Raw genomic sequence first — 24378 nt, 5'->3', positions numbered from 1 at the left:
TCCTTCACCGTTGGTTTTAAATACTTCGCTTTAGAAAGCCATATTGTCTAATCCAACTTCATTTCCATCAACGGTCGCCACATCTCAATGATCTCTTGTTCTGATGGCATTTCGCTTTGCTCGATGGTTTTCACTACGCGACATGGATTCCCCACTGCAACGCAATCTGCTGGGATGTCTTTGGTCACCACACTGCCTGCCCCAATAATCGCTCGGTCACCAATTGTCACGCCATCCAAAATAATGGCCCCCGCACCAATCCACACACTATCACCGATGGTAATTGGGTTGCCCGTTGCTATGGGACGAACGCGCTCAGCGAGCTCAAAGGGGTGTCCTGCCGTACTGATCACCACATTAGGACCAATTTGCACGTACTCACCAATATGAACAGGCGCAAGATCGAGAATGGTAACGCCAGCATTCAAAAAACCACCTTGAGTAAAGTGGATATTCTTGCCCATGTCACAATAGAAAGGCGGGACGATGTTCACGCCGTTTGCACTGCCAAGAAGTGATTCGATGATCTCAGCTTTCTTCAAATGCTCAGAAGGTCGTGCGTGGTTAAAGTCATACAGCTTCTCCTTCACTTCGGTTTGAAACTCAAACAACTCAGGCGTAATAGGAATATGCACAGAAAAATCAGCCAGTTTACTACTCATCGACAACCTCTAAAGAACCAAAAAAACATCGATAAATAATCGTAAATTCAGCCAGTTAACTACCAATTTTTCGCATCATTTCGCTAGGTATTTGCGAGCAACAACGCATTTTGATGTTGGCTGTTAAGCACACTACGCTTTCGAGCTAGGCTCTTGGATTTGATATAAACGGCGTTCGCTCTCAGGACATGTAATTTCGCAGTTACAGACCTTATCCACACCCACGTTATTCAAGCCACCGCAACTGCCTTGAATACGTTTGTTGTGAAAGATCACGCCCAGTGACATCAACAAAATGATGGTTAGGAAACCTAAAAAAGTGAATAGCCAAACCATTACTTCACCTCTTTCACGTAAGAAGAAACCAATGCTTTAAGCTTAGCCGGACGAAGCGCCATGAGTGCTTTTTTTGATTGAGGTTTGGGATTGAGTAATAACGAAGGCACTTCTTTGCTTTTACTGCTACAACCTCTACAACTGTCTTTTTTGGCGTGATTGGTTGAAGGTCGACCCTGCGTGGCAACCGTGAGAGGTGAACGTGGTACTCCTAAAACATCATCAAGTGAACTGCGAGTAGACAACTTAAACACTTGCTTACCACTACTTAGTAACTTGCCTAAAGCGCGTTCACCAATATTGCGAACCAAGACCGCGTCGACTTTGTACTCATGCAAGGATTGAATAAGCTGAGACTTCGCTTTGCAGCCAGATTGAGGCATAGAAGCGATGTTTGCTAAGTTCTTTAGTAAACCGTCGGAATCTGAGTAAATCGCAATATACGGTGCTTTGACAAAATGGTTGGCGACGCGTTCGCCGTCGTTTGGAATGGCATAAATCATGAGTTTGACTCCTGGTCAGGAAAAACTAATGCATGACCCTCAACTAGGCTTTTCGCAACTTTAAAACGTGCGCTTTTCACCGTATTTCCGAAGGTTTGGCGAGAGACGCACATTTGCTCGGCCGCTTGCTGTTGGCTTAACCCTTCAAAATCAGACAAACGCAACGCTTCCAATTCTTCTGGCAAAATATCGACTTTTTCGAGTTCATAAAATGGAACTCCATTGGGTTTAAAACAATGGTGTGCAGCACGTCCACATATGCGTCTTTCTATTTTTGGTCTCGCCATGACAACCTCTCTACATAACGCCTTCACATTACGCCTGTTTATGGCATATGCCAATTACAGTTTTTAGCACATGCCAATATCTTAGTTTGCAAAAATCGACGCCTAAGCGAAATATTCTTTAGACATCTAACAAATTAGCGCTCAGCATTACAAACCACCATACGATTCATCGCACTTCACATCAGAAAAACCTTTAATTTATGTGGCTATTTTCATCTAATTCTCACGAACACATTCACACCAATTAACAATTGAAACTATAATTCATCTAATACATTAGTTTGAACACTAATGATTAATTAGTTACCCTAAGTAGGCTATTTAGAGAAAGGAAACTCAATATGACGTACAAAACTCCCTTACTACTAGCGATTGGTGCGCTAGCAGCGACCAACGCAAACGCAAGTGAGTGTGGAACGGTTACCATCGCAGACATGAACTGGAACTCTGCGACACTGATTGCTAACGTGGACCGTTTTATTCTTGAGCACGGCTACGGCTGTGATGCCGAACTCATCCCTGGCGACACCATGCCAACCGGCACCTCAATGATTGAAAAAGGCCAACCAGACGTTGCTCCTGAGCTTTGGAGTAACAGTCTCAAAGATGCGTTAGATAAAGGTGTGGAAGAAAAGCGCCTTCGTTATGCCGGCAAAGCTCTAGTTGATGGCGGTGAAGAAGGATTCTGGATTCCTGCTTATCTGGTTAAACAATACCCTGAAATGAAAACCATCGAAGGTGTGAAGAAGCACGCTAAGCTGTTCTCTCACCCAGAAGATAAAAGTAAGTCTGCTTTCTACAGTTGTCCTGCGGGCTGGAACTGCCAAATCAGTGCGGGTAACTTATACAGAGCGATGGATCTTGCAAGTGCTGGTTTTGACATTATCGACCCAGGTTCAAGCGCTGGCCTATCCGGTTCTATCGCAAAAGCTTACGAACGTGAACAAGCGTGGTTTGGCTACTACTGGGCGCCGACGGCTGTGTTAGGGAAATACGACATGGTGAAAGTCGATTTCGGTAGCGGCGTCGATTTAGAAGAGTTTGTGAACTGTACAACTCAACCTGAATGTGATGCACCAAAACCCACCATGTACCCACCTTCACCTGTTCATACCATTACTACAGAAGAGTTCGCTTCACGTTCTCCTGAGGCTTATAACTACTTCTCTAAGCGTGGCTTTACGAATGCGGACATGAACCAGCTATTGGCTTGGATGGAAGACAATCAAGCTGACGGTGAAGAAACTATGTTCCATTTCCTAGAAAACTACCCACAAATCTGGACCGCATGGGTTCCTCAAGACGTAGCTAAAAAAGTGCAAGGCGCACTGTAAGACTTAGACGTTTCGTAAACGGTATAGGAATACCGCATTTGTTGTATGCCGAGGCTCAATAGAGCCTCGGTAAGAAAAGGAAGTAAACATGTCTGACTCGAACTGGCTGAGCGAATTTCCAGAGATGGATCGCTCCGATCTTAGAGCCATCCGTAAAACGCTCGATGGTGCCTACCGTGATTTTTCTCGTGAATATGGCGACCTTATTGAATCCTTCTTCGACCCATTACTCTCATTCCTCGTTTGGTTCGAAAAACTGCTAATCACTACCCCTTGGGTGATCATTCTCGCCGTCTGCACCGCATTAGTTTATGCAGCAAGTCGATCTTGGAAACTTGGTGTCGCGTGCTTTGGCTCTCTCTTGCTCATTGGCTATTTCGGCATGTGGGAAGACACCATGCGAACACTCAGCATCATTACTGTGTGTACTATGCTCGCCATTGCCCTTGGCATCCCCATTGGTATTGCGATGGCCCGCTCTAACCGAGTGCAATCCGTCGTAACACCACTGCTGGACGTAATGCAAACCATGCCAGCCTTTGTCTATCTGATTCCAGTCGTTATGCTGCTTGGTATCGGTAAAATTCCGGGATTGATTGCGGTGGTCATCTATGCGATACCGCCTGTCATTCGCCTTACCAACCTTGGTATCCGGCTTGTAGACAAAGAAGTGCTTGAAGCCGCCACCGCTTTTGGCGCGAGCAAGAAACAACGCTTGGTTGGAGTTCAACTCCCACTGGCAATGCCAACCATCATGGCGGGCATTAACCAAACTATTATGATGGCGCTTTCTATGGTCGTTATCGCTTCGATGATTGGCGTAAAAGGCTTAGGTCAGCCTGTACTGAAGTCGATTACCAACCAATATTTTACACTTGGTTTGTTAAACGGCTTGGCCATTGTGGCATTGGCAATTTTATTCGACCGTGCATCACAAGCCTACGCGAAACGCACTCAAGCGCATTTAGGAGATCTGAAACATGACTAAGCCTCTTATCGAAATCAGCGGCCTGTATAAGATCTTCGGCCGAAAACCAAATTCTGTTATCGACCGTGTTAAGCAAGGACAAAGCAAAGACCAAATACTTGCTGATACGGGTCATACGGTCGGATTGAAAGACATCAATCTACAAATCAAGAAAGGCGAAATTTTTGTCATCATGGGTCTATCTGGCTCTGGTAAATCGACAATGATTCGCCACTTCAACCGCTTGATTGACCCAACGATGGGGCAGATTTTGGTTGAAGGTGTCGATGTGATGAAACTTTCACCAAAAGAGTTGGAAGAATTTCGTCGTCACAAGATGTCGATGGTATTTCAACGCTTTGGGCTGCTCCCTCACCGCACTGTCGTAGACAACGTTGCTTACGGCCTTGAAATTCAAGGCTTCAAGAAAGATGAGCGCCTTGCAAAAGCGAACGAGTGGTTAGAAACCGTTGGTTTAAAAGGCTACGAGAACCAATATCCAGCCCAGCTTTCTGGTGGTCAGCAACAACGTGTGGGGCTAGCGCGCGCATTAGCAACCGATGCAGAGATCCTATTGATGGACGAAGCTTTCTCCGCTCTCGATCCTTTGATCCGAAGTGAAATGCAAGATCAGCTTATCGAACTGCAAGAGAAGCTGCACAAAACCATCATCTTCATTACTCATGATTTGGACGAAGCACTTCGTTTAGGCGATCGCATTGCGATCTTGAAGGACGGCGAGTTAGTACAGCAAGGTTCTCCAGACGAAATTCTGCTTCATCCTGCTGATGAGTATGTAGAGGCGTTTGTTAAAGACGTGAACCGTGCCCGCGCGCTCACAGTTGAAACCGTAATGCAGCCACCAGCGTACCGCATTGCAGCAACAACTATCGAGGAAGCCCTCATCGAAATGAAGCGTGTGAAGCAAGATTATGCCTACCACGTGACCGACGAAGGCTATCAAGGTGTTGTCACCAAAGAAAGCTTATTGGACGCAGCGAAGAGTGACGGTGCGCAAGAGTTGGATGACGAGATTTACGAGGAAGTACCTGTTGTCTCTCCAGACACGGTTATTGAACAAGTTCTGCCTGACACTATGTCATGCGATTACTCACTCCCAGTGGTTGATGACGAAGGTAACCTGCAAGGTGAGCTAGAACGCAGCGCCGTAGCAGAGATCTTCACTGATGCTTCAGAAGAGGAAGCACCATCAAAGGAGGTCAAAACCCCTCCGCCAATGGATAAGGCGTCCTAATAGGTTAAAGGCTCATCATCTGATGAGCCTTTTCTATTTTTCTAGCTATCTCTGTCTTGTTACCTACTGGCTCTCATTAAGAGTGCAACCATATAAGTAAGGCAAAAACCAACAGACACAACACAATACCAAACAGAAGAACTCGCCCTTTCATCTCTGGTGATACCGGTCGATGAGGCCATTTACCTAGCGTCAGAATATACAATCCCGCATACCCAATACGATAAACAACGCTATTTAAAATGAGTTCAAACATGAGCCAACGAATAAGCGAACCCAATACTCGGGCAGTTCCTATAAGTAATTCTTCCATTTTTACTTCCCTGTCTTTCTATTTGCAAATCACTGACGTTAAAGAGTTTTTCTAACAAAGGAAGATCAATGGTTTGCTTTCTTCTGACGCAGGTGTAGGAAACGAGTCTATTATTAAGACCATATACCCAAGTGACCTTAGCATACATGCTTCGAGATCATTTCGGTATATCAACTTGTTGATTAAAAGAGGAATAAAATGAAAAAGACACTATTAGCACTCACCAGTGCCGTATTTATTTTAGCCGGTTGTCAGGACGAGAAACCAGCAGAGACAACCACAGTTGACGTTCCTCAGGCGACAGAAGTTGAAAGTACGGTTGATGCAACTCCTATTGAAGAAGAGCAAGTGATCACGACTGATACGTTTGTCGATTCTGGCCACAATGCGCAAAATGCACTGGATTGGAACGGCATATACAAAGGCAAGCTTCCATGTGCAGATTGTGCAGGAATCGATACCACGCTAATACTGAATGAAGACGGCACTTACTCATTGGTAGAGCTGTATGAGGGTAAAGAAGGTGAACCAATCAAATCTGAAGGTAAGTTCACTTGGAACGAGTCTGGCAATACCATTACTTTGGTCGACGAGTCAGGTCCAAACCAGTATTTCGTTGGTGAAAACATGCTAATGAAACTGGATATGAATGGCGAAAAAGCAACAGGCGAGCTAGCGTCATTCTACAACCTAAGCAAAATGCCTTAGCGCTAATTCATCATTCAATTTAGCCCTGATAGAACATAAATCCGAGCTTCCCCCGCTCGGATTTTTTATTTCTCGTTATTTAGAATGAAAATCAAAAAAAGTCATCCATTAAGAAAATTAACAAATTCATCAATTGACGCAAACGTTTGCTATTGATAGATTGCGCCATCTTTTCCTTTTGTAAGTATGTCGTATGCAAATTCTTAAACGTTTCGCCGCACTGGTTCCTGCCGTGCTTTCATTCTCTGTTTTCGCTCAAACTCAACCAATCCTAGTTCAAGGTGCAATGGATATTGAAACCAGCACGCTTGTAGAAGCCCTAGATGACGCAAAAGAAACCACCGTTGGTTCTTGGACTTTCTGGCAAGGTGAAATCGACGGCTACCCAGTCGTGGTATCTCGTACCGAAGTTGGCTTGGCCAATGCTGCCGCTTCTACCACGATTGCAATTGAACACTTCAATCCTAAATACATCATCAACCAAGGCACATCTGGCGGTCATGACCCTAAGCTTTACCGTGGTGATATTGTTGTCGGTGAAGCAAGCTTCAACATGGGTTCATACAAGTCTGAATTTACTGAAAAAGGCAAAGGCATCGACCCAACGAAGTGGCAGAACTTCGACGTAACCATGCGTTTACGTGAAGATGGTGAGTTTGTTGAACATAAACAGTTCAAAGCGGATCCGGCATTGATTGAAACTGCTCTTTCTTTGTCTGAAGAATACAAAAAAGGCAAAGTTGTAAAAGGCTTGATTGGTTCAGCGGACGAGTGGAACCGCGAAGTTGACCGCATCAACTGGTTCCATGAAACGTACGGTACATCTGTTGAAGAGATGGAAACCTCATCAGCGGCTTTGGTTGCTCAAGCTTACCAAGTGCCATTTGTTGGGATTCGCATCTTGTCGAATACTGACCAGCACAAACAAGACTTTGACCCGCAAACCGCTGTCGATTGTCAGCTATACACGATTGATGTGATTAAAGCGCTGATCAAAAAGCAATAGTCGCTTTTTGAATCGCAAAGGGAGGCACAACGCCTCCCTTTCCTATTTATAGGCACTGCTGCTTGAGCCAGTTTGTCAGTTTTATAATTTCGGTCTGACGGGCTCGGCTCTTTTTGTGCACAAAGTAAAAGCTATCTCCCGTCTCCAAACCGTGCGAAGGGATATAAACCAAATCTTGAGCCTTATCCCGTTCATTCAACATGAAGTCATTGGCAAACGTAATGCCCTGATCGTAACGAGCGGCTTCGATAGCCAGCAACATGTGGCTGAAGTGCTGCATGTCGATGTTCTTTGGAAGCTCATAACCACCCACGCTGCACCACTCTGCCCAATCTTTACCACGCTCACGATAGATGGAGTCAGTAGAAAGAATCGGATAGTTCCAAAGCGCATCCGGCAACGGCTGGTCTTGAATCTCCTTCCAAAGATTCAAACTACAAACTGGGTACAAAGTCTCATCATACAAACGTACCGCCATGTAATTACGCTTCGGTTTTTGAACCGTAATGAAACAGTCTCCGACACTGTCCGTTTGTTCAGGATCACCCGCAACCATATTCAAGGTAAGGTCGATATCGGGGTGTAACCGCTTAAAATCCGCCAGACGTGGGATCAACCATTTCACCGCTAGCGAACTGTATATCGCCAACCTTAAACTGCCCTTATCACCCTCTCTCACTTTCTGACTAGCCATTGCGATCGAACTGATGGCGGGGCTGATGTCTTCAAGATAACGAGCTCCCGTTTCCGAGAGTGACAGTTTGCGTCCTTGACGAATAAACAAAGCTTCACCGAGATAATCTTCGAGCAAACGTATTTGATGGCTTACCGCACTTTGAGTCACGTTGAGCTCCTCTGCAGCGAGTGAAAAGCTTAGATTGCGCGCGACCGATTCAAAACAGTGCACCGCTCTTAAAGGTGGCAGCTTCATTATCTAAAAATCTCATACTTAAACTAATAAATATCATTTCACTTCATCCTATGACATCCCCTACTCTTTGGCAAAGAATGAGGAGAGGAATAACGTGAAAGTCACATCTGTCGGCGCAGCCATGCTGCTATTAATTGTTGGTAACCTAATTGCGGTGCTCTCAGACGCTTTGATCAAAAGTGTCGGTAACGAGGTGCCGGTTTTTCAGTTCGTATTTTACCGACAATTGTCCGCTGTAATGATGTTATTGCCCGTGTACTTATTCACTAAACAAACCCCTCTAATGGAAGGCTTTAAATGGCATGCTGTGCGTGCTCACGTGTGGTTGACGGGTGCTATTTTTATGGTTTTTGCGATCTCTTCAATGCCGCTCGCAACCGCCAATGCGATCTTCTATGCAGCTCCACTTATCATGTTGCCACTTGCCGCGTTCTTTTTTGGTGAGAAGCTCTCTGCTCAGTCTATCGCCGCTGCCGTCATGGGCTTTGCTGGCGTGCTTGTAATTATTCGTCCAGACCAAGTTGATTGGGCGGCATTATCAGCATTAGCGGTCGCGATAACACTAGCCATCAACAACTTATTGATCCGTAAGCTGCCAAAGAATCAATCCGTCGTCCACACGCTACTTATGACTAACCTCGCGGGTATTCCAGTATCTCTGCTGCTTGTGTTTATCGAAGGGGAAGCATGGGATTGGAGTTCATTCCCAGTCGCGACAGGATCTAGCTTATTCATTATGATTTATGCGGCAACTTGTGTACTGGCTTACCGCTCTATTGATAGCAACAAAATTGCCAGTGCCGAATACAGTGGTTTAATTGGCGCTGTCTTCGTTGGTTTAATCTGGTTTGGTGAAGTACCGGATATCTTTATGGCGATTGGCACAGTGATGATTGTCGTTCCTTTGATTTGGCTATCCAAACGCGAGCGTAGAAAACAAAAACAAGCGCAAGCCGAAAAACAATTGGAAGAACAAAATCACCATCAAGCACCAGCAGCGTAAATGATCAAAAAAGCCGAGCATTCTGAACTGACCCCCCATAGTTGGACACTAATTATTGGGGGTCTTTTTATGTCCAAATATAGCCGCGAGCTAAAATGTGTCATTGCTAAACAATGCTTAAATGGTACGTCATCTAGTTATTTAGAAAAGCAATATTCAGTTTCTTCGAGACAGATTCGGTATTGGGCCCAAGTTTTTGCTATCCATGGTGCAGCTTCATTTTTACCAACTAAACATGCTGTTTCTGCTCAAACAAAGCTAAAAGCATTAAATTTAATGTGGACGAATGACTGGTCTCTTTCGCACACTAGCGCAGTATTTAACCTCTCGTCCCCTGGGATACTATCTGTCTGGCTCAAAAGATTTAACGAGCTCGGTATCAAAGGGCTCAAAATTCGCCAGAAAGGAAGACCTTCAATGAAACAGCAGCCTCAACGTACCACTAAACCAGATAATGAAATGACACTTGAGGAGCTAAGAGAGGAGTTGATCTACTTACGAACTGAGAATGCTGTTCTAAAAAAGTTGGAAGAGTTGGAGCAAGAAAAGAACCGTCGAACAAAGAAAAAGCGGTCATAGCTCTAACTCTTAAAGGTAAGTACCCACTGAAGCACCTGTTGCAAACTCTGCAACTGGCGAAAAGTGTCTTTTATTATCAGGCTCAAGCGAGCAAGCGTACTGATAGTTACGAAAGTGAACTGCGGTTGATAAAGTCAATTTATCATGAGCATAAGGGGCGATACGGCTACCGCCGTATTCACTTGGAACTAAAAAAGCGAGGCTTCATGTTGAATCACAAGACGGTTCAAAGGCTTATGGCTCAGCTAAACCTTAAATCAACGGTCAGGATTAAAAAGTACCGTTCATATCGAGGTGAGTCTGGAAGAACAGCTCCCAACATACTTGAAAGAGATTTTAGTGCGTCCCAGCCAGATGAAAAGTGGGTAACTGACGTTACGGAGTTCAAAGTCAAAGAGCAGAAAGTGTACTTGTCTCCGGTTGTCGACTTGTTTACTCAAGAGGTGGTTGCTTATAGAGTAGCTAAAAATGCCTGTTTGCCGCTTGTCATTGATATGTTGACGGAAGCGATATCAAAGCTTAGACCGAACTCAAAGCCAATTATACATAGCGATCAAGGTTGGCAATATCGGCATCGACAATATCAGCAAAAAATCGAAGAGAGTGGGTTAATACAAAGTATGTCGAGAAGAGGTAACTGCTTGGATAATGCTGTTGCAGAAAACTTTTTTGCTTTACTTAAAACAGAGATGTATCACAACCAGAGCTTTGAAGATGCAGATACTCTGATAGAGCAAATTAAAGAATACATCGAGTACTACAATACCAAACGTATAAAGGTGAAGCTAAAAGGCCTGACTCCGATAGAGTATCGAACTCAGGCCTTGAAAGCCGCTTAACAGAAATGTCCAACTTTACGGGGTCACTTCATTCATCGCTCGGCTTTTTGTTTTAGGGCAACACAGATGAGCCTTGTCTTTCGTGGATTATCGACTCATTAGTTTTTGATGGCGTTAATGGTTACCGCTTTTTGCTGTAGCGCTTTAAAGTCAGCGCTCTGCTTAATTTGGTTCAAGGTGTCAGTAACATCAAACGTACCAACCACCTGTTTTGCAGCCTCAAAGGGTGTCACTCCTTTTTCCAATTGAAGGATGTCATAGCCTGCCGTCTTCAAGGTATAAATAGCGGCTGCACCACTTGGATAGAAGTACCCCCAGCCAAACTGAGACTCCACACTTTCACGATTTTGATACTGAGTCGTAAACGCGTAGCTATCAACGAACTTGAGCTCGGAAAAATTCGGTAGCGCATTTCTCAATGCCATCACTTCAACATACCAAGCACTGCCTTCAAACAACTCTTGGCCAAGTCCCATATTCTTCGCATAACGCTTACTACTGGTATCAATATTGATTTGCTCCTGAGTCAAAGCGATGTATTGCTTGAGCATGGTTTTCGCTTCGTCTTGGGTCATTGTTTTAGGCAAAGATTTAAACAGATCCAGTACCGCTAGCTTGTAAGTAATCTGCTCTACATTCACAGGGTAACCGTTGAGCTCGTTGAAGTAATTGGCAGGGTCGCTAAAGTGCTCCAGTTGATAATCATGAAACATCTCATGCACAGCTAATGCAATGGTGTTGCGTTGATGCTCACCTTTTACGAAGGTCTCTGAGGGCTTATACACTTGGAGATAGTACTTCGCTCCGTTAAACGTATATTGCCTTTCATACGCCCCATTACCTTTGTTTATTACGTCATGAAAGACGTGCATATTGTTTTCGTATTGATAGATATTCAGAGCACCACTTTCATTGACGCCTAACTTTTGCGCTTCCTCTGGGACTTTGGAAGGATTGACCAAATAGGCAGTGACTGGCGTGCTGCTTTTTTCATCCAAGCGTAGAAAGTAAGCTGGCGTACCTGATAAGTAGTTCCCGTAACCGCCCCAAAGGGATTGGAATTTCAGTGCATTCACAGAAGCATTAAGTTGCTCGAAAAGCTTACTATCAACCTCACTGGTCAAAGACGTTTCGCCTTCAGGGGAGACAAGTTTACCTAGGCCGTATTTGGTTATCTCTTGCTCAGACATATTGTGTATGTTTTGTGCCGACGCTGCATTAATCGTGAAGTAGTAGAAACCTTCAGGGTCTGGCAAACCGATCTTCTTGTAGTAATCAATGTAAGGTTGATGATACTTGTGACCGACAGGGAAATCCGTTGCGACTTGGTCTTCGGTTGCCCATGAATGAACGCCAATCGTTGCACCGCTTTCAATTGTTCGATTTACACCAGCCAAAAATAAATCTGTACCGCCAGAGGCAATCTGCCCACTGCTCGCAATATGGGAATCCAGCTGTTTAGCACGAACTTGGTAAGCCAGTTCCAGGTTTGATTCATCATCAACGGAACCATCAATACTAATGAACTTAAGCTGCTTCACGTTACTGTGTTTCGCCATCATTTGCTCGAACGCCTTTGGGGAGCCCTGACAAATCACCCCTTGCAATTCTGCGATGTCTCCTTTCACCACAAATGACAAGCCAGACTCTTGAGCTGACAGTTGGTCACCACACTGGGACGTAAATGTGTTAGATTCCTTAGCGCTTCCATCTTTCCCTTCTGAACCACAACCAGACACCGCCAAGGCAATGCTCATGGCCAATACTCGTTTTTTCATTCCTTTCTCCAATAAAACACCGTTCAATATTGAGGAGCATGATAAACAAAAAAACTGCACTTTCTTCTGATTCTTACGTTCGCTTACACGCGCTTAAGAAACCTTCAGTAATGGCGTTTTTGTAAGTGAGCAATGTAAGTGCTTGCATGTCAGTCACTGGTGAAAGTCGTTGTTAGCATCAACTGCTATAGTTAAAACAGTAAATAAAAACTAGGGCAGTGCTGAATTCGTCATCGTTTCCATTAACTTCTGATCATGTTTGCATTCTAGGGTGACTCATCGCCGTGGATACAATTCATTCACTGCCTCTCTTTTGAGGGCCTGTGCATGCAAAATGGTTTCCAAACGACACTTCGATACCTAGTCACTTCAACACTTTGTTTCTTTGTTTTATTCAGTACTTTTTCTCATGCAGATCAATTAAAAGTTGGGACCTATCCATGCCCACCCTTTGTGATCGGCTCAGTCGATACTCAACTGAATGGTTTAAGTGTTGAGCTGTGGGAATTGATTGCGAAGGAGATGAATGTGGAGTTTTCCTTCGAGCATCACCCGTTAGATGATCTGCTCAATGCCATTGAAGCTGAGCAAATAGACATTGGTGTCTCCTGTATATCCATCACACCAGAGCGTGAACTTTTCGCTGATTTCTCGCATTCTTTTTATGAAACCCACCTCGCCATAGCAGTAAAAAATCAGGGGTATTTTCATACCCTACAATCCATATTTTTAAACCCTGCGTTATGGCTCATCATTGGTGTCATTGTTCTTATTGCTGGTGTTATTGGTGCCTTCTTCTATGCATTAGAGAAAGGGAATAATGAGAAGCTCTACTCAATGAAAAGTCGCTCAGGCCGCTGGATAGAAAGCTTTATTCTCGGCTTACTCTTCATCACTCGCGGGCCGTTTAACTACTTCGAATTTAAGAGTTTAACCGGACGAATAGTTACCGTGTTTATTGGAGTGTTCAGTATGCTTTTCATCGCGAGTATTACCGCGGTATTAGCCAGTAAGCTCACTCTCAGCCAAGGCGCTTCACAGATAAAAGGGATTAACGACCTTGCCAACGTTGAGGTTGGTGCAAAGAATGCCACCACTTCCTCTCTGCTTTTGACGAGTTTCGGACTTCGTCACAAAACATACCAAGATATGCCCACATTGCTTGCTGCACTAGAGAATGGTGAAGTCGAGGCCATCGTTGCCGATGATGTCGTACTCAAATACATGATTGGTAATGGCAGAATATCAGGGCAATTTGATAATTTAGAGGTGCTACCTTACCAGTTAGAAAAGCAGAACTATGGCTTCATCATTACAGAAAACAACACGTATGAAGAAGAAATTAACCGTGCGCTTCTGCAAATTCGTGAATCACGGAAATGGCGCAAAACGTTAGTCGATTACTTTGCCGATAAGTAATGTCGAGTTGCCATGAATCTTAATTTTCATTGAAATAAGAAAAAGCCCTTTAATCTAAAGGGCTTTTAGGTTCAACTAAGTCGGCAATTATTGCGGTAGTACTACTTTGCCATCTTGAATTGGGAATGTCTTACCTGCTGGCTTGCTTTGCATACGAACGGTTGTTGGCGCGCCAGCAACTTCGTAAGTGACATCGTAACCTACTACTTTCTCAGAAGTGGTGTATTCAGTGTGACATTGCTTTTCAGTTGACGTGACTACATCACCTTTCTGCACATTGTCTTGAATCTTACGACCTGTCATTGCACCTGCAACAGTACCGGCTGCAGTTGCAATCACTTTACCAGAACCACCACCAATTTGGTTACCTAAGGCTGCACCTGCTGCTGCTCCGCCGACAGTACCAAGTATCTTGTTGTTGTCTGTTGGTTCAACTTTGTGAGTTACGACTACATCTTTACATACTTGATGCGGGTTCTTCACCGTTTCCGTCACTGCTTCAACCAGCGTGATGTTTGCTTCTGTTGGTGCTGGTGGTGTCTTGTCTTTACAGCCTGCGAGAACGGCTACAACCGCAGTTGCGATTGCGATAGATTTCATATTCATGGTTTACTTCCCAGTATGGTTATCTTTGCTTGGCGGTATAGTAAATCTAGAAGAAAAATTCACATCAGGTGAAAACAAACATCCGGTCATTAGCAGGTTAAAATACGGCGTTTTATAAAGACTGTGTTAGAGAAAACTCAGAGAAAGGTCAATTGGAGCGAGATCACATCAGTTTGAACAATGAATATTGCGTTAAATACAACGCTAAGTTGAGCAAACTTTAGGCAGGCACCATCCAGCGAGTCCAAAATGCTAACAGCATGGTTGCAAAAAGTATCCAGACCAGAGTTGCGGCGGTGAGTGTGCCAATAAGGCTCAAACGATAGCTGAAGTAAAATACCGAAATCAAATAAGCGGCGTAAGGAATCAAAGAATAAATGCCAAACAATGCCGTTTGGCGAAGTGCTTCCATATCTCGATCACTGCCCACAATAAAATGCGCAATCAATGCGAAGGTCGGAAACAAAGGCACCAAACCAGCAATATAGAAGCTTTTTGATTTAGAGAGCATGGCAATGATCAACACAGCGCAAGCTCCGAGTATCGATTTTAAAAATAGACTGGTCATTAATAGGTTAATAAAGTGACTACGCTAAACTCAAGAACAATTCATCATCCGTCAGGTATTTATGACGATGGCTGAGCGTTCGCAAATGCATAAACATAAAATCAGGAAATCCTGGTGCAATCATATTGTTCGGCTCCCAAAAAATGCCGCCAACAAACACGTAACGCCCTTGTTTCTCTTCTTCATGTAGTGGGTTATTGATTGGCGTAGTAAGCTCTGCACGACAGCCTTCAACAACACAAACAATCTGACCTTTGAAGATCCCGATCACTCGTTTCACAAGATTCGCTTTTATTCCACACTTCCAAGCTTGGCGCGTTGCCCACTCATAGCCGTGTTTGTTGATCGCTTTTTTCTGTAGATGCACAACCAAATTCATCGTTCATTCCTGACTTGACCTTTGCTTGTACTATAACCAAATCGCCTGTTAGGTTTGCCGATATTAATTTATCGAAACCATAGAAGGTAAAAATCAAGAAACGAGAGCGTTACAACAATTCGCCTTTTACCTAACGATTTTTAGGATTTTTCTGACATCAGAAACCGCGTTGTGTTGCATAAAATGGCTGCATATTTATAAAAATAATGACAGCGATAGTAAAGGTGACGTATGGCTTTTGATGACTACTGGAAAAAAGTGCGCGAAAAGCACCTGAAAAGTGCCAATCTAGAAGGGCTTATTGTAAAGAGGATACGTGCGAACACAGGAAGTAAGCGTCTTCCCTATCGCATGAAATGTGGCGCACTATGCGAAATAAAATACAACGAAAGTTGCGCCACAGAGAAAGAGTGATGACAAAACATCACCCTTATTCATCGATAGCTTAAGCGTCGATAAGGTAGTTATCGCCTTCGTCTTCGAGGCGATCAATCAAAACACGGCACTCATCAAGATCGAGCGGTTGCTCAAAACGACGCTTCAAATTCATCAGAAAGAAGATATCTTCGCACATCGCTTTCTCTGGCTCATCGCTGATTTTCGCAACAGGTGAGCCGTTGCATGACACCATTTTAATAACGATAGACAGAGGTTTGTACGCAACACTTTGTGCGTTCACGTACTCGCCCATATCGTTGGCCAAAAACGTACCAATACCAAAGCTGATTTGTACTCGACCTTGGAAGTGCTCACAAATATCCAATGCTTGGTCAAAGTTCAAGCCGTCTGTAAACACCAAGGTTTTGGTCATAGGATCGATGCCAAGCGATTGGTAATGCTCAATCATCTTCTCGCCCCATGTGTAAGGGCAGCCACTGTCATGACGAACACCAGCGTAAGCATTACTTAGCTCTTCATCGAAGTCTTTTAAGAACGCATCAATACCAATGGTGTCTGTTAAAGCAATGCCTAACGCGCCATTAAACATCTTTTGCCAACGCTGCAATGCTACCTTTTGTGAATCACGAACATTCACCAGCGCTTGATGTCCCATAAACCATTCGTGTGCCACCGTACCGATTGGCGTGAGAGCAAGCTCTTTCGCCAAATGGTAGTTACTGGTTCCAGTTAGGCTGTCAGGCAACTCTTCGCTCAGATACTGCAGCATTGATCGCTGTGCTTGAAACGAGAAACGACGACGCGTCGACATATCCGCAAACTTAAAGTTAGTGATATTGCGGCGTGTTAGTTCAGATTTTAGATGACTAACTTTCTCTTTAAGAACAGATTGGAATTGCTCGACTGGAATGTCTGCCCAACGTGCACGGCTGCGCACTTCGGACACAATACTCATGATGATGGTTTCGTAGAGAATGGTTTCTTTCCAAAGACCATTGATGGTGATGCGTAATTGGCTTGTGCCATCAGCCATGGTTTTAGTATTGAAAGAAACGTCACGTTGAGGGTTAAAACGAAATGCATGCAGAGCGTCAACAAACTCAGAGCTAAGATAAGGCGCGACGCCTTTCATGTACTCGATTTCTTCTGCCGAGAAAGTGATGTCTTGCAGTTTTAGAACTTCCGCTTTCACATCTGGCAGTAGTTCAGACAGGTCTTCTTCACTGCGAACAATGAATTTGTAGGACACCATCGCATCTGGATAAAGCGTTGCAACAGCACTCATCATATTCACTTTGTATACGTCAAAATCTAACGCACTTTGAATGATGCGAGACGAAAATAAATTGGTGGTCATTCGGAGCCCTTCTACACGCCCTTTTTCGTTTATACCCAAATTCCCTCAGCACGGTGCAAACCGCATCTTATTGTTTTCCCAACAAAGTTGGTGGGAAGTTCTCAACAAGGCAAACTTGGGTATATAACTTGTTGTTACTAACTAAATTGCGTAAACAATAAACACCCACTATTAGTTTGTCAACTTTTGTTACTAACCACTCTTTTTTATAAGGTTTTTACGCGCAATAATCCAACAGCTATTGTGGACAACCTGAACATATACGCACATTCATGCTTAAACGCCACCACTAAGAAAATGCATGTACGTTTCTAACAATCGGTTACTTACCCATTGATTGACTACTTGTTATGCGCTAGATTACTTACAAATCAATCTCAGGACCCAATCATGATCGTAACTGTCGACATCATTCCATTCAGACTATCTGGCTGTGCCGATAAAGGATTGGAAGTGTTGCTGATTAAACGCTCAAATCCAGAACGCCCCTACCACGGTGTGTGGGCTTTGCCTGGTGGATTTGTGTTTGATAAAGACATGACGCACGAAGGTGGACGAGCAGCAGACGAAAACTTCGAAGCAGCGCGACGTAGAATCTGCCGTGAAAAAATTCACACCTACCCTCGCCACTTTAGCGAAGCTTTTGTCGATGGCGACCCAAAGCGTGACCCTGAAGATTGGAGCCTGAACATCACCCACTACGCCTTAGTAGACCGCAATAACAAAGAACAAATCGACAACGCTGGTGTACCAGAATGTCATTTGAAGTGGTTCCCGCTGCAAGCAATCCTTGATGGCGAAGAAACCCTCGCTTTTGATCACCAAAAGATGATTGAAAAGGCATGGCAGAAGCTGCGTGCCTCTATCGAATACACCTCGGTCCTGTTGTTCGCACTTGATAAAGAGTTTCTGGTTGCCGACATCATTGCCGCCTATCAAGAGTTCGGTATCGACATCAGTCGCATGACGATCAAACGCCGCTTGATTGATTCAGGTGTACTCAAGCCAACCAACAAAGTCGCTTCCACCAATAAAGGTAAAGGCGGTAAGCCAGCCATGGTGTACACCCTAGCAAGCGACGAAGTGACCTTTTTCCAAAACTGTTTGCGTGGTTAACGCAAGCACAAAAGACAGACAAGGAGTCTGCCATGACCGTTCGAGTTAACTACCAAACTACCGCAGTGATCGACGTGGATCCTGAAAAAGGCTTCACCGAACTTTGTCCTGACGAGCTGCCCGTCACTGGCGCATTAGACATTGTTCCTGAGCTATTAAAGAACCACACTAAAGGTCGCTTAAAGCTCGTTAGCCGTGATTTGCACCCACCAAAAGCAGCTTGGGATGCAGAAACGCCAGCGAATATGCTTGAACCTGTAGGCCTACCTAATGTGGACATTAAGTGGAACCGCCACTGCGTGCTTGGTACTACGGGCGTTGAACTGCTGGACGGTCTACCTCCTGTTCTGGAATACGATTTCCAAGTCAACAAAGGCATGGACCCAGACGCACACCCTTATGGCATCTTTTTCCACGACGTGGCTGATACCAAAACTACAGGTGCGAATGAGTTCCTTAAATTCAACCACATCGATACGGTTGTTGTTGGTGGCTTAGCACTTGATTTTTGTGTGAAAAAGTCCGTCACTCAAGCGCTCGATTTAGGTTTCAAAGTGATTGTGAACCTAGCCTCTAGCCGCGCAGTATTTCCAGATACTATCGATGCAGTGATTGCAGAGATGGAAGAGAAAGGTGCAGTATTTGTTAGCAATGCAGATGACATCATCGTCGATGAATTTCGCGTAATTTGCGTCGGTTTGAACCTAAGCCCATCAGCTTTTGCTTAAAAAGAAAACGGTCCAACTTATCTGGACCGTTTTTTGTTTGTGGCATCTAAGAAGGGGATTACTTAATCACACCACACACAATGCGAGCACCGCCGCCGCCAAGTTTCGCCGGATGGTCAGAATGATTATCGCCACCCGCATGAACCATCAAAGCACGACCTTTTACGTCATCAAGTTTTACTCGTGGTGCCAATACTGGCTGATCCGCCACACCATGAGCATTCACGTAAAGCGCTGGTAAATCGCCAAGGTGATTGTCGTCCGTCCAAGGGAAGCCATGCTTACCTGTTTTTTCTGGGTCATAATGCCCTCCGGCAGCACCGCCAAGTATCGTTTTACCTTCTTTGGTAATGCTGTCACACGAGCCGTTAGCGTGTAAGTGGAAGCCATGTGTACCAACAGGTAAACCCTGTAGTTTCGGCGTAAAAACGGTGCCGTAATCACTGTCGCTGATCATCACAGTTCCGGTGGATTGACCAAAGCCAAGGTCAATCATTTCTACGCTTATTGTCTCGGCAAAAGTTGGGAAAGAGAGAAGCGTAAGTGCAGCAAGCCATGTTGTTTTATTCATACTGTGGGTCCTATTTATTGTTATTTATCAGTGTTGAAGTGATTTCAACACATTGGATTGACCATAGATTTCGGCAAACTCTTTCAAATTTAACCCTGCTTTATTGCGCAGCTCTGGTGAACAGTCCGCTTGATAGAGGTCTTTCGCTATGCCAATTTCACGCTTGATGAGTGCTCCCATTAATGCAGTGTTACCACGTTTATCTTGCAGGCAGGCGTTAGCGCCAGAATCGAGCAGCAAGCGAACGGTTTCTCGATGTCCTTGATACGCTGCCACCATCAATGCGGTATAACTTTGAGTGTTACGTTGGTCGATTGGGAAGCCTTGAGAAACAAATGTATCGACCACTTCGTTATTGCCAATTCGCGCTGCGTCAAAGAACAGTTCAACCAAAGATTGGTATTCCTCTTCTAGTTCGTCTTCGGCAGCTAATAAGCTCAGCGAGAAGCTTAAAGAGAACAGAACGGCACTGAGCAAAAACACGGTTTTCATTTACTCACCCTCACTAACAGAATTTGAGAATGACCCACGGGAGCCCTGATTTTCGGGCAGAAAAGAGCAGATAAATCTCCCGCAGGTCAAAACTTATTGCTTACATCATCGCTTTGTTTTTCACTTGCTTGAGATTGGTATCTGTCGCCTCAGCCAGACGCGTACCGTACTCTTTATCTGCGCGATAGAAATAGCTCACCATGGTTTCCTTAACGTCTTTATCCATCACCTTGTTCAGGTCACCCGCTAAGTTGGCAATCAAATCACTCTGGTCTTGCTCGTTCATGCTGCGGAACAACACACCCGCTTGGTAGAAGTTACGAGGATTGCTGATCGCTTTTTGTTGAACAGTACCAACCAACTTGGTTTCAACCGCTTTAAATTGCGTGTCTTCTGCCAGTGCCAGTTTACGGCTTGGTTCGTAGTTCACATCACCATTGCCTTGCTTCGCGTTGTTGCTCAATCCATCTTGGTTATGGTTGTTCACTGATGCTAGAGGACGGTTTACTGGCAGCTGGAACAAGTTCACACCCACGCGGTACAGCTGTGTATCTGCATAAGCGAACAAACGGCCTTGTAGCAAACGGTCTTCCGATGGCTCGATACCAGGAATCAAATTCGAAGGCGCAAATGCCGACTGTTCAGTGTCTAAAAAGAAATTTTCTGGTAGGCGGTTCAACGTCATAGTGCCAACTTTTTGATCTGGCACATTCAGCCATACTTTGGTCGCATCCAACCCGTTGTAATCCAGTTTGCTCAGAGCTTCTGGTGACAGCACCTTCACGTAGAGATCCCATTTAGGGTAGTTACCACGCCCAATTTCTTTATACAGATCATTGGTTAAATGGTTGAAGTCCTTACCCTGCATTGCGGTGACTTCCTCAGGACGCAGGCTTTCGATACCTTGTTGGCTCTTCCATTGGAACTTTACGTAGTTCACATCGCCTTGCTTATTAATCCACTTATAAGCGTGCACACCAAAACCATCCATCGTGCGATAGCTTGCTGGCGTACCTAGGTTGCTATAAACCCAAGTCAGCATGTTGGTCGCACTCGGCTCATGACTGAAGAAATCAAAGAATCGGTTTGGATCCTGAACGTTGGTAACAGGAGACGGTTTTAGAGAATGCACCATATCCGGAAACTTGATTGAATCGCGGATGAAGAACACAGGCAGGTTGTTCCCTACCAGATCCCAGTTACCCTGCTCAGTATAAAATTTAGTGGCGAAACCACGAGGATCGCGAAGTGTCTCAGGTGATCCTTTTGAGTGAATAACGGTCGAAAAACGAACGAAAACAGGGGTTACCTTTCCTTTGTTAGTAAAAGGAGCGGAAACCGTTAAGTCACTAAAATCACCCGATGCAACAAACTCACCATGAGCACCTGTACCACGAGCATGCACAACACGCTCAGGAATACGCTCTCTGGCAAAACGCTGCAATTTTTGGATCAGGTGAACGTCTTGCAGTAATACGCTGCCGTTTTCACCTGCTGTGATTGAATTCTGGTTGTCACCGACTGGTGCACCGTTGTCTCTTGTCAGGGTTTGCGCCTGTAGAGATGTGCTGGCTAAGCCAACTGTAATTAATAAAAAGCTTTTTGACATCTGCATGGTTGCTCTCCAATGCGTGCTAACCATTTGACCAGTCGAGTGGTCAATGGATACTCAAAAGCTCTTTTCTGCCCACGAAGAATATATCTTCAATGATTACATTTGTTTAATGGGAAATAACGATAGATTTAATAGGGATAACCAATGAAATTTTTGAGGTTTTATCAGTTTGATTAATAAAACCTAGACTCGGGCTGAGAAACTAGACCGAAGAGTTAATACACTGACAGAAAAGCACAGCGATGAAAAGGACACCAGAATGCACCAACATGAAAAGTTAAATTACGTTGAGTTTGGCACGCGAGACATCAATGCGACTAAACAGTTTTTCGAGCAAGCCTTTGGATGGAGTTTCGTTGATTATGGTCCTGAGTACAGCGCCTTTTCAGGTCAAGGTTTGGACGGTGGCTTTTATGCAGCAGAGCAAGTCAGCCAAACAACAGATGGGGCAGCACTATTGGTGTTCTATAGCTCAGATATTCACTCCACGTTAGCCAAAGTCGAACAGTTCGGAGGGCAAATCATCCGCCCTATCTTCGAATTCCCGGGAGGTTGTCGTTTCCATTTTACCGAACCAAGTGGCAATGAGTTCGCGGTCTGGTCTGAAAGCCAATAATTAATGACAGGTAAAACAATAACGTACCACCGCATTCGATAATTGACTCGAAGAGTTACAAACCCGCTCGCCCCGCCTTTTCATTTGTTGATAACGCGAGGCTTCTTGATTGCTCAAATCTTATACAATTGTTTTTGTTCTTTAAATCAAAAGCAAAGGTAAAACATGGAAGTTTTGAAGCGTTGGTTCATCGCCCTTTCTTTGGGGCTTGTGTTATCAGCATGTGGTGGGGGAGATGGATCCTCTGTTGACAGCAGCTCCGCGTATGTTCCTGCGGAAAAAGTACAAGACAATATCTTTTCTAATATCACTGGCGTCAGCTATCCCTACGACATCTACTTGCCAGAAAACTATGAAGAGCGCACAACATCTTTGCCCGTTATCTACGTTTCCGATGGTAATGGGACGGGTCAGGGGTTTGGCAACCTTGTCGCCAATGCCGAACTCGATGTCATTCTAATCGCCATTCATGAAGGTCCTCCTGGACGCAGAAATATTGATTATTTGCCACCAGGGGTCGATGACTTCTACCTTTTCTTAACCCAAGAACTCATCCCAGTTGTCGAAGCCGAATACGATATCGATCCAAATGAACGCACACTGGCTGGACATTCATTTGGAGGTGCAAAAACAGCACATATCATGGTATCAGAAGATATTGGGAGCCAGTTTTTCAAGAATTTTATTATCGCCGACGGTTCGTTCTGGCGTATTGAAGACACCATCTATCCTTTGGAAGAGGAACGTTATAAGGCTTCGCCATGGTTAGAAGTCACCGCTATATTCAGCTCAACACACATAGGAAATCACCCCTCCGTTGAGGCTTTCTATAAACATATACAAACCAAGAACTACATGGGTTTCAATTTACCGACTCTTATCGAGTATAAAAATTTAGATCATGGAAAAATGTGGTATCACACCTACAGGGACAGCCTCCCAATCTTGTTTCCAAAAGAAGAAATTTAAGACCATCAAAATAAGTCAGTGGTAGCCAGATTCGGAGCTGGCGTTGCATTTCTGGTTGATCTCATCCTTGGTTTAATCCACTGTTAGCGCAACAATTAATCAATGGGGCGCTAGACCTCGACCAAGGATGTATCATGACTGCAGCCAGTTTTTTTCGCTTACTTTGTCTCGCTGCTATTTGGGGTGGCTCGTTTCTGTTTATGCGAGTCGCCGCTAATACGTTCGGACCGGCTTACTTAATCGAGTTTCGTGTTGCATTTGCGGCAATAGCATTGCTTTTGATAGCTTTCTATCTCAAAAAGAAACTTGCCTTCACAAAGCACATTAAGCACTTTTTCATTATTGGCTTATTTAATAGCGCCGTGCCCTTTCTGCTTTTTGCTTACGCTGTTCAAACACTTAATGCGTCGACCTTAGCCATTCTCAACTCAACCGCACCGATATGGGGCGCATTAATTGGTTTTGTTTGGTATCGCAGCCCTTTAACGGCAAAAGCCATTCTAGGTATGATGATTGGTATTGGCGGTGTCGCTGTACTTGTCGGTTTGGATTCTTCAATCATCGGCAGAGAGGCTACCCTCCCTATTGGGGCAAGCTTAATGGCTTCTTTCAGCTATGGGATTGCAACCAACTACACTAAAAATGCACCACAAGTCCCAGCTTTTGACAACGCACACGGCAGTATGTGGGCAGCGGTTATTTGGGTACTTCCGCTACTGCCATTTTTACCAATGCGTGCAGAACCAACCAGTATAGAGTGGAGCTCTGTGGTTGCTCTCGGTGTGGTTTGTACAGGTTTGGCTTATTTGCTTTACTTCCGCCTAGTTTCTGAAATTGGCCCTGCTTCGGCTCTCACCGTCACTTTCCTTGTGCCCGTTTTCGGTATTCTATGGGGCTACCTAGTTTTGGATGAGCCAGTCGGTTTCAACACCATCATAGGGACCATTCTGGTGCTAAGCGGGACAATGTTGGTGACCGGCTTCTCTCCCGCCGCAATGCTGGCGAAACGAAAAGAAAAAGTCGCTTAACCGTTTTTAGGCGT

The 24378-nt window shown here is 44.6% G+C and carries 29 protein-coding genes; 15 read left to right on the top strand and 14 right to left on the bottom strand.

Features of this window, described 5'->3' with window-relative positions; genetic code table 11:
- Nucleotides 1-47 precede the first annotated feature (47 nt).
- The 4 genes from C1S73_RS20380 to C1S73_RS20365 form a co-directional block, all read right to left on the bottom strand.
- Nucleotides 48-662, bottom strand: a complete 615-nt coding sequence (locus C1S73_RS20380) for a sugar O-acetyltransferase (RefSeq protein WP_038864979.1) — start codon at nt 660-662, stop codon at nt 48-50.
- A gap of 132 nt (nt 663-794) precedes the next feature.
- Complete coding sequence (gene nqrM, locus C1S73_RS20375; protein WP_038864977.1) at nt 795-998, bottom strand: (Na+)-NQR maturation NqrM; 204 nt, start codon at nt 996-998, stop codon at nt 795-797.
- Nucleotides 998-1501, bottom strand: a complete 504-nt coding sequence (locus C1S73_RS20370) for a NifB/NifX family molybdenum-iron cluster-binding protein (RefSeq protein ID WP_038864975.1) — start codon at nt 1499-1501, stop codon at nt 998-1000. The genes nqrM and C1S73_RS20370 overlap by 1 nt, the downstream gene beginning before the upstream one ends.
- Nucleotides 1498-1788: a DUF134 domain-containing protein gene (locus tag C1S73_RS20365; RefSeq protein WP_038864973.1), complete on the bottom strand. Its 291-nt coding sequence runs from the start codon at nt 1786-1788 to the stop codon at nt 1498-1500. Before C1S73_RS20365 ends, C1S73_RS20370 begins: the two co-directional genes overlap by 4 nt.
- Nucleotides 1789-2129: 341 nt before the next feature.
- Between C1S73_RS20365 and C1S73_RS20360 the strand changes: the two genes are divergently transcribed.
- The 3 genes from C1S73_RS20360 to C1S73_RS20350 all read left to right on the top strand — a co-directional run bounded on the left by C1S73_RS20360 (nt 2130) and on the right by C1S73_RS20350 (nt 5344).
- On the top strand, nt 2130-3122 hold the full coding sequence (locus C1S73_RS20360; protein ID WP_038864971.1) for an ABC transporter substrate-binding protein: 993 nt from the start codon (nt 2130-2132) through the stop codon (nt 3120-3122).
- 88 nt (nt 3123-3210) lie between these two features.
- The gene (locus tag C1S73_RS20355; RefSeq protein ID WP_038864969.1) at nt 3211-4110 is read left to right on the top strand and encodes an ABC transporter permease; all 900 of its coding nucleotides are present in this window, start codon (nt 3211-3213) and stop codon (nt 4108-4110) included.
- Entirely contained in the window at nt 4103-5344 is a 1242-nt protein-coding gene (locus tag C1S73_RS20350; protein ID WP_038864967.1) for a quaternary amine ABC transporter ATP-binding protein, read from the top strand. The genes C1S73_RS20355 and C1S73_RS20350 overlap by 8 nt, the downstream gene beginning before the upstream one ends.
- A gap of 76 nt (nt 5345-5420) precedes the next feature.
- Here the strand turns inward: C1S73_RS20350 and C1S73_RS20345 are convergent, their stop codons facing one another.
- A complete protein-coding gene (locus C1S73_RS20345) occupies nt 5421-5657 on the bottom strand; it encodes a hypothetical protein (RefSeq protein WP_038864965.1) in 237 nt (78 codons plus the stop codon).
- A 198-nt stretch (nt 5658-5855) separates the two neighbouring features.
- On the opposite strand from C1S73_RS20345, the gene C1S73_RS20340 reads away from it, so the two are divergent.
- Nucleotides 5856-6365, top strand: coding sequence for a copper resistance protein NlpE (locus tag C1S73_RS20340; protein WP_038864963.1), 510 nt, complete (start codon nt 5856-5858; stop codon nt 6363-6365).
- A 193-nt stretch (nt 6366-6558) separates the two neighbouring features.
- Nucleotides 6559-7371, top strand: a complete 813-nt coding sequence (locus tag C1S73_RS20335) for a 5'-methylthioadenosine/S-adenosylhomocysteine nucleosidase (protein ID WP_038864961.1) — start codon at nt 6559-6561, stop codon at nt 7369-7371.
- Nucleotides 7372-7417: 46 nt separating this feature from the next.
- On the opposite strand, the gene C1S73_RS20330 is transcribed toward C1S73_RS20335, so the two are convergent.
- A complete protein-coding gene (locus C1S73_RS20330; RefSeq protein WP_038864959.1) occupies nt 7418-8302 on the bottom strand; it encodes a LysR family transcriptional regulator in 885 nt (294 codons plus the stop codon).
- Between the two features lie 94 nt (nt 8303-8396).
- Between C1S73_RS20330 and C1S73_RS20325 the strand changes: the two genes are divergently transcribed.
- From C1S73_RS20325 to C1S73_RS20315, 3 genes are all read left to right on the top strand, one after another.
- Entirely contained in the window at nt 8397-9305 is a 909-nt protein-coding gene (locus C1S73_RS20325; RefSeq protein WP_038864958.1) for a DMT family transporter, read from the top strand.
- A gap of 69 nt (nt 9306-9374) precedes the next feature.
- Nucleotides 9375-9884 carry a helix-turn-helix domain-containing protein gene (locus C1S73_RS20320; protein WP_038873058.1) on the top strand — a complete coding sequence of 170 codons (510 nt, stop codon included), beginning with the start codon at nt 9375-9377 and terminating at the stop codon, nt 9882-9884.
- A complete protein-coding gene (locus tag C1S73_RS20315) occupies nt 9881-10723 on the top strand; it encodes an IS3 family transposase (protein WP_244179738.1) in 843 nt (280 codons plus the stop codon). The genes C1S73_RS20320 and C1S73_RS20315 overlap by 4 nt, the downstream gene beginning before the upstream one ends.
- A 98-nt stretch (nt 10724-10821) precedes the next feature.
- On the opposite strand, the gene C1S73_RS20310 is transcribed toward C1S73_RS20315, so the two are convergent.
- A complete protein-coding gene (locus C1S73_RS20310; RefSeq protein WP_038869172.1) occupies nt 10822-12501 on the bottom strand; it encodes a hypothetical protein in 1680 nt (559 codons plus the stop codon).
- 327 nt (nt 12502-12828) lie between these two features.
- Between C1S73_RS20310 and C1S73_RS20305 the strand changes: the two genes are divergently transcribed.
- Nucleotides 12829-13920 (top strand): transporter substrate-binding domain-containing protein, encoded by a 1092-nt coding sequence (locus tag C1S73_RS20305; RefSeq protein WP_038869171.1) that lies wholly within the window; start codon nt 12829-12831, stop codon nt 13918-13920.
- An 87-nt stretch (nt 13921-14007) separates the two neighbouring features.
- Here C1S73_RS20305 and C1S73_RS20300 read toward each other — a convergent pair whose 3' ends face one another.
- From C1S73_RS20300 to C1S73_RS20290, 3 genes are all read right to left on the bottom strand, one after another.
- Nucleotides 14008-14526, bottom strand: coding sequence for a glycine zipper 2TM domain-containing protein (locus C1S73_RS20300; RefSeq protein WP_038869168.1), 519 nt, complete (start codon nt 14524-14526; stop codon nt 14008-14010).
- Nucleotides 14527-14746: 220 nt separating this feature from the next.
- Nucleotides 14747-15094 carry a GlpM family protein gene (locus C1S73_RS20295; protein ID WP_038869166.1) on the bottom strand — a complete coding sequence of 116 codons (348 nt, stop codon included), beginning with the start codon at nt 15092-15094 and terminating at the stop codon, nt 14747-14749.
- 19 nt (nt 15095-15113) lie between these two features.
- Entirely contained in the window at nt 15114-15473 is a 360-nt protein-coding gene (locus tag C1S73_RS20290; protein WP_038869165.1) for a hypothetical protein, read from the bottom strand.
- Between the two features lie 231 nt (nt 15474-15704).
- Between C1S73_RS20290 and C1S73_RS28270 the strand changes: the two genes are divergently transcribed.
- A complete protein-coding gene (locus C1S73_RS28270; RefSeq protein ID WP_038869163.1) occupies nt 15705-15887 on the top strand; it encodes a hypothetical protein in 183 nt (60 codons plus the stop codon).
- A gap of 31 nt (nt 15888-15918) precedes the next feature.
- Here the strand turns inward: C1S73_RS28270 and pncB are convergent, their stop codons facing one another.
- The gene (pncB, locus tag C1S73_RS20280) at nt 15919-17229 is read right to left on the bottom strand and encodes a nicotinate phosphoribosyltransferase (RefSeq protein WP_038869162.1); all 1311 of its coding nucleotides are present in this window, start codon (nt 17227-17229) and stop codon (nt 15919-15921) included.
- A gap of 390 nt (nt 17230-17619) precedes the next feature.
- Here pncB and C1S73_RS20275 point away from each other — a divergent pair, with 390 nt between their 5' ends.
- Both C1S73_RS20275 and C1S73_RS20270 read left to right on the top strand, forming a co-directional pair.
- Nucleotides 17620-18345 carry an NUDIX domain-containing protein gene (locus C1S73_RS20275; RefSeq protein WP_005436370.1) on the top strand — a complete coding sequence of 242 codons (726 nt, stop codon included), beginning with the start codon at nt 17620-17622 and terminating at the stop codon, nt 18343-18345.
- 32 nt (nt 18346-18377) lie between these two features.
- Nucleotides 18378-19073: a nicotinamidase gene (locus C1S73_RS20270; RefSeq protein WP_050566694.1), complete on the top strand. Its 696-nt coding sequence runs from the start codon at nt 18378-18380 to the stop codon at nt 19071-19073.
- A gap of 58 nt (nt 19074-19131) precedes the next feature.
- Here C1S73_RS20270 and sodC read toward each other — a convergent pair whose 3' ends face one another.
- The 3 genes from sodC to katE1 form a co-directional block, all read right to left on the bottom strand.
- On the bottom strand, nt 19132-19644 hold the full coding sequence (sodC, locus tag C1S73_RS20265) for a superoxide dismutase family protein (RefSeq protein ID WP_038869160.1): 513 nt from the start codon (nt 19642-19644) through the stop codon (nt 19132-19134).
- 27 nt (nt 19645-19671) lie between these two features.
- Nucleotides 19672-20136, bottom strand: a complete 465-nt coding sequence (locus C1S73_RS20260; RefSeq protein ID WP_038869159.1) for an ankyrin repeat domain-containing protein — start codon at nt 20134-20136, stop codon at nt 19672-19674.
- A gap of 100 nt (nt 20137-20236) precedes the next feature.
- Nucleotides 20237-21751 carry a catalase KatE1 gene (gene katE1, locus C1S73_RS20255; protein ID WP_038869157.1) on the bottom strand — a complete coding sequence of 505 codons (1515 nt, stop codon included), beginning with the start codon at nt 21749-21751 and terminating at the stop codon, nt 20237-20239.
- A gap of 259 nt (nt 21752-22010) precedes the next feature.
- Here katE1 and C1S73_RS20250 point away from each other — a divergent pair, with 259 nt between their 5' ends.
- The 3 genes from C1S73_RS20250 (at nt 22011) to C1S73_RS20240 (ending at nt 24364) form a co-directional block, all read left to right on the top strand.
- Nucleotides 22011-22367: a VOC family protein gene (locus C1S73_RS20250; RefSeq protein ID WP_038869155.1), complete on the top strand. Its 357-nt coding sequence runs from the start codon at nt 22011-22013 to the stop codon at nt 22365-22367.
- Between the two features lie 165 nt (nt 22368-22532).
- Nucleotides 22533-23336, top strand: coding sequence for an alpha/beta hydrolase (locus C1S73_RS20245; protein ID WP_038869153.1), 804 nt, complete (start codon nt 22533-22535; stop codon nt 23334-23336).
- Nucleotides 23337-23470: 134 nt separating this feature from the next.
- The gene (locus C1S73_RS20240) at nt 23471-24364 is read left to right on the top strand and encodes a DMT family transporter (protein WP_038869152.1); all 894 of its coding nucleotides are present in this window, start codon (nt 23471-23473) and stop codon (nt 24362-24364) included.
- The last annotated feature ends 14 nt before the right edge of the window (nt 24365-24378 follow it).

It is taken from the genome of Vibrio jasicida 090810c, from assembly GCF_002887615.1.
Taxonomy (GTDB): Bacteria; Pseudomonadota; Gammaproteobacteria; order Enterobacterales; family Vibrionaceae; genus Vibrio; species Vibrio jasicida.
The sequence above is the reverse complement of the archived record's forward strand: the minus strand, read 5'-3'. Positions and strand labels throughout refer to the sequence as shown.